General features: G+C 37.6%; 7 protein-coding genes. 5 read left to right on the forward strand and 2 right to left on the reverse strand.

Features of this window, described 5'->3' with window-relative positions:
* Positions 1-293: DUF6266 family protein (locus DBR11_RS29485; protein WP_233260645.1), on the forward strand; the 293-nt coding region annotated here is incomplete at its 5' end.
* A 405-nt stretch (positions 294-698) separates the two neighbouring features.
* Here DBR11_RS29485 and DBR11_RS29355 read toward each other — a convergent pair.
* Positions 699-1,007 (reverse strand): hypothetical protein, encoded by a 309-nt coding sequence (locus DBR11_RS29355; protein ID WP_146186459.1) that lies wholly within the window; start codon positions 1,005-1,007, stop codon positions 699-701.
* 290 nt (positions 1,008-1,297) lie between these two features.
* On the opposite strand from DBR11_RS29355, the gene DBR11_RS04470 reads away from it, so the two are divergent.
* Both DBR11_RS04470 and DBR11_RS04475 read left to right on the forward strand, forming a co-directional pair.
* Entirely contained in the window at positions 1,298-1,531 is a 234-nt protein-coding gene (locus DBR11_RS04470) for a hypothetical protein (protein WP_199233757.1), read from the forward strand.
* Positions 1,528-1,920 carry a hypothetical protein gene (locus tag DBR11_RS04475; RefSeq protein WP_108550412.1) on the forward strand — a complete coding sequence of 131 codons (393 nt, stop codon included), beginning with the start codon at positions 1,528-1,530 and terminating at the stop codon, positions 1,918-1,920. Before DBR11_RS04470 ends, DBR11_RS04475 begins: the two co-directional genes overlap by 4 nt.
* 478 nt (positions 1,921-2,398) lie before the next feature.
* Here DBR11_RS04475 and DBR11_RS04480 read toward each other — a convergent pair whose 3' ends face one another.
* Positions 2,399-2,656, reverse strand: coding sequence for a hypothetical protein (locus DBR11_RS04480; RefSeq protein ID WP_108550413.1), 258 nt, complete (start codon positions 2,654-2,656; stop codon positions 2,399-2,401).
* 353 nt (positions 2,657-3,009) lie between these two features.
* Here DBR11_RS04480 and DBR11_RS04485 point away from each other — a divergent pair, with 353 nt between their 5' ends.
* Together DBR11_RS04485 and DBR11_RS04495 are read left to right on the forward strand one after the other, a co-directional pair.
* The gene (locus DBR11_RS04485; protein ID WP_108550414.1) at positions 3,010-3,348 is read left to right on the forward strand and encodes a hypothetical protein; all 339 of its coding nucleotides are present in this window, start codon (positions 3,010-3,012) and stop codon (positions 3,346-3,348) included.
* Positions 3,349-3,945: 597 nt separating this feature from the next.
* Positions 3,946-5,430 (forward strand): S41 family peptidase, encoded by a 1,485-nt coding sequence (locus tag DBR11_RS04495; protein ID WP_108550415.1) that lies wholly within the window; start codon positions 3,946-3,948, stop codon positions 5,428-5,430.
* Positions 5,431-5,981: the final 551 nt, after the last annotated feature.

The following is a 5,981-nucleotide window of genomic DNA, read 5'->3' on the forward strand; positions in this document are numbered from 1 at the left end:
GTGTGGAATCGGTTGCTGGTGCTAAGTTGAAGTTTACCTGGACGAATAGCTATGGTAATACGTCTTTCAGGGATGGTACTGATATGGGTTCTTTTTTGGTGTATAATCCGGCAAAGAAGGAGTTTGTTACGGTGGAGAACGTGATTGCCAGATCTGCTTTGACTTTTACGTTGCAGATGCCTGCGGATTTTGCGGATGATGAGGTGTATGCGTATATGAGTTTTAATTCTGTGATTACGGAGCATCTGACCTCGGAGAGTGTGTGTAAGGGACCGGTGCCGGTGATTGCGTAGTATTAGGTTACAGGGAGGGTTCCGGGGGCTGGCCCTCCTTGTGTTTTTATGGATATTAATAAATGGAATGATATGAATATTTTGGATATAAACAGAGGCCAGTTTGCTAGGTTGGACTTGTCTTCTGGATCGATTTTAAGGTTTTGTTTGGTGTTATTGCTTTGGCCTTTGTTGCCTAATACCGGACATTTTTTTGATGCTTCTACGGGTACGGTGATTCCTACGGTTTGGTTGCTGGTGGTTTTGGATTTGATTAGTTTTTGTTTCCTGGTCTTGTTGTGTGGCTGGATGGTCTCCGGCTTTCCTTTATTCTGGAGAAATTTGGTGAATTTTACTATTTGTTCGACTAATAGTTATCGTTTGAAATATTTAAAGAGCATGGTTTACTGGTTTGTCCTGATAAAGCTAGTGAACCAAAGTTTCATTTTCACTCGCAATTTTCTGAATCGCTAAGATCTTCTCTGCTATAAATTCTCCTGAATTTGATCTTATAGTGGTGTCACCTTTTGTGTCGTATAATTTAAAAGTTCCAATAGCGTCAACGATGAAGTAGAAATTTGGTGGTTTTTGATCGATTTCTTTTAGTAGGGACTCATCGTTTGCGTAGGCACCGTCTGCAATTTTAAATTCTACTTTCAGATCTTTGCAGTTTTTATTGTCGGCTCTTAGTGCCCAATGGCCATCAATTTTGCTATAGATGGATCTTACATACACACTCTCATTATTGTGATTGGGCAGGTCGCAAAAGTTGATCAGATCAGTAAATGCGATTATTGGGGGAGGGAAAAGTATTTGTATTGATTTTTGTGTTAATTTACAACTTGAAATTGCGAACAACATTATAAGTAATGCCAGTTTGATAAGGAGTGAACTTTTTAGAGCGCTTGATTTCATATTCTAAACATACAAAAAAGATAATATGGTTCTATGGATCGGCCTCTGAGGTGTGAAAAGAGGTGCGGGTTTGTTTAGGTACAATTTCTAAGCTACAATGTACAGGTAGGATGACTCCTAATAATCTTGCCGAAAAACTTGCAATGAAGGAGGCCATATCAAATCCATCAGAAGGAACCCCTTTGTCATTAAAACTTGGAGATTCACGTTGGCCAGGTTGGAAAAAAATGCAATACGTACATAGGACATTGGAGAATAAAAATATAGCTATTCATTATGTTGCTGATTTTAAAGATGGAAAAATAGTAGCAGTTGATGATTTTAAATTTCACGAACCAAAATGATGAAGATTAAATGTTTATATAATACAGGTGAGATCTTGATGAACTCCCAAAGGAAACCAAAATATGTTTCTGAAAATACAAAATATAGTCAGTTAAAAATAGGTGAAGAATATCTTGTCCTTGGAATTCTGATGATCGATGGTCTTTTATACTATTTGGTAGATGACGGTGGGATAATTTCTGAATGTCCAAGTCTATTGTTTTGTATAATAGATAATAAGCTGCCTGATGATTGGTTTTTTTCGAATATTGAAAATGAATATACAGAGATAGAAGCGGTATGGGGATATTATGAATTAGTTTTTGATCCTCAGCATTATTCGAAGCTTATTAATATGGATGAAGAAGCACATCGTATTTATTATCGTAAGAAAATGGGAATGGAATAAAAGAGAAATCTTCATCTTATGATTTAGGTGATTCAATGAATAATTGTTAGCCTATACCTTTATAAATTGCCCTCAATTAGCATTGCTTTCTGGGGGCAATTTTTTGACATTTATTAATGTGTGCTGCTCTTTAGAGTATGCACTTAGCCGATGAAATGAACTGCCCAAGCGATTTTTTAGGTTGTTCCAAAGCGAATATTTGCTTAATTTGAGAGCAATAAATATCCTGCATACCTGCGCTTCTTTTCCCACTGGATCTTACAGATCCTTAGGTGTGAAAAGAAGCGCAGTTTTTTTTGGGGTAGTATCAGGGGATGGTTGTCCTTTTAATATTGTATCCCATTGCAACTATTAGTTCTTCTATACCCATTGTTGTTGTTTTTTTGGTTATCAGTTGAATATCTTTATATCTATGTATCGCTATTATTGGCCTTATCGAGGAAGTCCTCGATAAGGGTATTTAGACATCTTATGATGTCTAGCTTTTTATAAACAGCAAGATGATGCCAATCGTTGCTCCGATCTGCCATAGCCAGAAAATGAACATCCATTTAATGTTTTCGGAGTTAGATTTCGCTAGATCTTCTTTGGTTGCCAGATGATCGATTTTCTTTTCCACAGTAGCTGTAATTTCTTTATCTTTTGCATCTTCAATGTACGCAATTATCTTACGTGCTTCGTCTTCTGCGATTGATTTTTTGAAAATCTCATATACTTCTAATGCTTGTCCATTCACTGTTTTCTCGTTTTTCAGCAGGTGTTTATTTCTGCCTGGTTAGCATATTCAAAGATAAGTATAGTAATTATAGGGTTGTTAATTTATTTAAAAATTAAATTATGGTATTTTTGAGATAATCTTGAGAGTTTCGATAGAAAATTTCAAGGATTAACTTAAGTAAGAAAAAATCTGCTCTTCTTTTCCCACTGGACCTTCCGCGAAGGGCTTCAGGTCCTGAGGTGTGAAAAGAGGTGCAGGTTTTTTTTGGGTGGTATCCGGGGATGGTAGTGATTTACTTGGGTTGAAAAACTCATCAATATTGGTTTGGGAATGACTCCCATTTCTGTTATATTTAAATCAAAGCATTTGATATGAAAATTAACACTTCTCATTTGGTATTGATCCTTGCAGCATTAATTTGTTTAGGGTTCTCAAAGATCTCCTCTAAAAAAAGAGAGGTTTTCACCAGTCAGCAATTATTTACTACGAAGGTTTCAGCGCTGAAAAAGAAAGGAAAGAAAGACCTTCTGGATTATAAGGCAGAATTACGCGATGCTTTTAAGATTGTAGCATATGATGGGGATACCACCTATACTGAACTTAACTGGACAATGTGTCCTGACGGGAAGTGTCCTGAGGCTGGGCTGTATGAAAGTGAGACAGAGGTTTATAAAAAATTAGACGAGCTGATTGTCCGCGCTAAATTATAGTAGCGACTATTTCTTGATAATTAGGTAATTCTATTAACGTATCTGCCGTATAGTGGTAAAAGAATAAACTAAAGAGGCACTACTTTGATATTGAGTTATCTCCTGCTACAGATAATATTTCCCCGCCTTTGGGGTCAACTGTTATTGGCGATTGTTTTGTATTTTCCATGATGATAATGATTGAGCATGTTTTCCGTTGATTTTCTATTTAGGCTGATGAGGTAAAAGGTTAAAAACAGAAAAGTACCCAGCATCAGGAAAGATATGAATGATATCTGTTGGTTCATTTCTAAACCGAAGGGCAATACTGTTGCAATGGCAAATATGAATTGTAAACTTATAATGATTTTTTTTAGATTATTCATTGCTTTATAACTTAATTTTCAACTTAAGTTATGTATAATAATTATATTAATGACATGAAAATGCCTAATGGTATCGTGTTTTACTTGTGCACCCTTTTGTTTTATTTTTATTAGGTTGCTAATTGAGCAAAAGCCTCAGCCAATGGTACAAGAAGTGGTCCCGGTTATGAAGGCCGGTAGGACCCAAGTGTTAAATAAAATGAAAAGTTTCGGACAGCAAAAATAAAGGTCAATGGAGCGTATAAACTCAACTCAATACATCAAAATCTTCCTGGTGATAAGCGGTATGTTTTGGTTAGGCATCCCAATAACAAATGCACAGCAGTCCAAACAGGTTTCCTATACTGCGAAAGAAGTCCGGGAAGATCTGAACTACTTGTACACCACACTACAAGAAAGTCATTACAACCTTTTTGTACATGAAAGCAAGTCGAGATATGACCAGGCTTATAAAAATCTTCAGAAAAAGATCAAAGAGCATATGTCTCTAATGGATGTTAACAGGCTTTTTCAGCCCTTTACTGCACTTTCGGGCCTGGCGCATTGTAGCATTGCTTTTCCTTTTCGCCCGGCCTACCTGGAATATCTGCAGAAAGGGGGGAAGGTTTTTCCGTTTGATATAAACGTTGACCAGGGGCATCTGTATGTTGCGGATAACTATAGTGGCAGTATGCTTGTGAAAACAGGTGATGAGATCGTTCAGATTAACGGCCGTCCAGCGATTTATACCTTAGACCGGGTTTATAACTATCTCTCAGGTGAAAACAAACCTTTCAAAAATACGCTGATTGACCTGTACCATTTTTCCAGGCTACATTGGTTGGTCTTTGGGCAGGTAGATATTTTTAGGTTGCATCTGAAAAGACCGGACGGATCAACTTATGAAGGTGTATTGAAGGGCATCACAGCCGAAAAACTGGAAGAATATGCTGCTAAAAAGAAATCCATATTTAACTCTACACGGGAGTTTAAATATCTTGGCGAGATTGCCTATTTACGGCCTGGAGCTTTTACAAATAGTGAATCGGACGGTAATACTTCGGATCATAAAACCTTTGATAACTCCATGTTCGTGAAGTTTATAGACAGCGCTTTCTATCAAATCCGGCAATCCAAAACCCGGCAACTGATCATCGATCTGCGGGGGAATCCAGGGGGAGATAATTCTTTTAGTGACCATATGCTGGCTTACTTTGCTAAGGAACCTTTTTCTTTTTGTTCCAGTTTTTCGGTAAGGACCAGTGCCCTGACGAAGTCTTTTTGGAGAGACGTTGCCGATACCTCCCTAGCTGAGCTTAAAAAAAGTATTTTAAATAAACCAAATGGGACTATATTTCAGACCAAGGTGATCAAACAGCAGCCAGTGGCTGATAGCCTGCAATATAAGGGTAAGGTATATGTGCTGATTGACCGTTATTCCTACTCTAATGCGGTTACTACTGCGGCCACGATCAAAGATTATCATTGGGGAACCTTGATGGGGGAGCCGACTTCGGATGTGCCTACCACCTATGCGGCTATTCATGAATTCAAGTTACCGCATACGGGCATGGAGGTTAGTTACCCGAAAGCCTTCATTGTTCGGCCCAATGGCGACAGGTCAACACGTGTACTGGAACCTGATGTGCTGGTGAAGAAGAAGCTTGGTACAACAGGTGATGGGGTGTTGGAAAATGTACTGGTGTATTTAAATGAAGCAATGAAGACAGAGAGGTGAGCAGGCAGCATACCAGGCGGGTAGTGGTATTGATGTATAAGACGTTTCATTCTAATGCAGATGCAAGGGGAATTGGATTATTTATCATGTGGTTGCTGTGTTTAGGGTTTATCTTAAGATTTGACTGATTTGTGTGCGCCAATTAGTCGTGACTATTAATGATGTGGTGTATTGCAGTTCGTATATCGAAATCCTCAATAATAATATCCTTTGCGGGTTTAGCTATCATAAAGTAGCTTATTTGTTTTAGTATCTGTGGGTAATCTTCTGGATCGACTTTTCCTTCGAGTGGAGTGGTATATTTAATGGAGAACGGAAATGGCATTGGCTGCGGATTCGGTTATAAAGTAAAAGTAAAATTATTGATATTAAGATACAAAATTCTGAAGTACTGCAATCAATTCATTATCCTAAATTTAAATACTAAATAAATTAGTAAATATTTGTTTGTACTAAAATTATTAGCTTAACTTTGTGGTCACTTAAATTTTGAAACACATGAAGGAGCTGTTGATCTATCAGAAGGGGGAATCTAGCGAACTAATTAATAA

The sequence above is a fragment of the Pedobacter sp. HMWF019 genome (genome assembly GCF_003061025.1).
GTDB lineage: Bacteria > Bacteroidota > Bacteroidia > Sphingobacteriales > Sphingobacteriaceae > Pedobacter.

Bases quoted from the DNA above. Each gene is read 5' to 3' on its own strand.
- DBR11_RS04485 (WP_108550414.1), top strand. From the start codon at position 3,010: ATGAAAATTAACACTTCTCATTTGGTATTGATCCTTGCAGCATTAATT.
- DBR11_RS04495 (WP_108550415.1), top strand. From the start codon at position 3,946: ATGGAGCGTATAAACTCAACTCAATACATCAAAATCTTCCTGGTGATA.
- DBR11_RS04475 (WP_108550412.1), top strand. From the start codon at position 1,528: ATGATGAAGATTAAATGTTTATATAATACAGGTGAGATCTTGATGAAC.
- DBR11_RS04470 (WP_199233757.1), top strand. From the start codon at position 1,298: ATGACTCCTAATAATCTTGCCGAAAAACTTGCAATGAAGGAGGCCATA.